This window comes from Clostridium sp. 1001270J_160509_D11 (assembly GCF_015667935.1).
Lineage (GTDB): Bacteria > Bacillota > Clostridia > Peptostreptococcales > Peptostreptococcaceae > Intestinibacter.
In genome coordinates this window covers 1-1,555 of the sequence record NZ_JADPET010000255.1, presented here as the reverse complement: position 1 = coordinate 1,555, position 1,555 = coordinate 1, and the positions used below count along the sequence as shown (strand labels likewise).

Here is a 1,555-nt window from a genome sequence, read left to right as displayed (position 1 = left end):
AATACTTTCTTTATTTAAATCTTTATTTTCAGATTTAAAAAGATTAAATTTTTTTCTAATAAAGTGAATTATAGGGACTATATAAAGATAAAATGCAAATGGAATATAGCTGTAGATATTTATTTTAAGTAGTGAAGAAGGCACAAGAGCAGCTATACACCAAGGAATTAGTGCAGGAGTTAATATTGCTGAGTTTGAAATATCGAGTGCCAATTCATCATTTGGCTGATCTTTATATAAATCTTTGACAATATCGAGTGTCAATATAATAGCTATAGTTTGGCTACAACCTACAGCGGCGTTTATTATTCCAAGAATTACTGTTACTAAAAAGATAGATGATTGGGATAAGTTTTTTTCTTTTAATTTTTCTTTAAAGCTATCAAATATATTGAGTCCGCTGAAAAATCCTGAAATACAGCAAGAAATTATAATTATATAACATGTTTTTAACATGGAGATTATACCTCCACCTTGAATTATATTTTTTAATACATCAGAATTATTTGTATAGCCGAAAATAAGACAATTTAAAAAGTTATAAACACTTGTATTTTGGATTAATATATCTAATATAAAAGCACATAATATGCTTATTGGTAGAGAGTGAGTTATTTTGACTTTAAATATAGAAAGTAAAAATAGTACGATAGCTGGCAATAATAATAAGATAGATACATTGTAGTAATTATATAATTCTATACTAAGGCGATTATCTATAGATGTAAGTGGGTATTTAAGTGAAAATACGAGGTAAAATACTATGCACAAAATAAAAGGAATAATATTATCAATTACTAGTTTTTTTACATAATCAAATAATTTTAAATTAGTCAAATTACAAAGCAAAAGTAAACTTGATGACAGGGGAGAAGTTCTATCTCCAAAATATGCCCCAGAAAAAATTGCCCCACCTAATAGACCTAAGTTAATTCCAGCTGCTTTTCCTATTATAACAAGGGGTATTCCTACAGCGCTTACTGTTCCAAAAGAAGTTCCAATAAGCATAGATACTAAACTCGTAATCAAAAACGCGCACAATATAAATAAATTAGGATTTATATATTTTAAAGCGTAGTAAATAATACTAGAAATTACACCGGAGCTTAACCATGAGCTTATAAGCATACCTATTAAAATCAATATAATTATTATATCTAGTGATTTTTTAGCCTCAACCCAATAAAGCATTCCTATTTTTTTTAGTGAGTATCCTCTTTTTAAAGCGACAAATGTAAAAAATAAAAGAGATATACTAAGTCCGAATCCAAGGAATATATTATTTAATACACTAAATACAAGTATTAATAAAGTAAATAATATCCCTATAAAAATTAACATAAAATATACCTTCTTTCTAATTAATTTGATTTATTAAATTGTAGCACAGGAGAGTATACTTTAAATCATATTTAGTAATTATTCTAAATAAAACGTAAATGTAATATTACTTTAAAAAGTGTAGATAATATATTAAAGATAAAAAATATATTTAAAAAATGCTGAATTAATAGACCATTCAAAACAAAATAAAGGAGAATCTTTATTTTCGATA

General features: G+C 25.5%; 1 protein-coding gene. It reads right to left on the bottom strand.

Annotated elements, in window-relative coordinates:
* Nucleotides 1-1,341: Na+/H+ antiporter NhaC family protein (locus I4U58_RS13760; protein ID WP_195931901.1), on the bottom strand; the 1,341-nt coding region annotated here is incomplete at its 3' end.
* Nucleotides 1,342-1,555 lie beyond the last annotated feature (214 nt).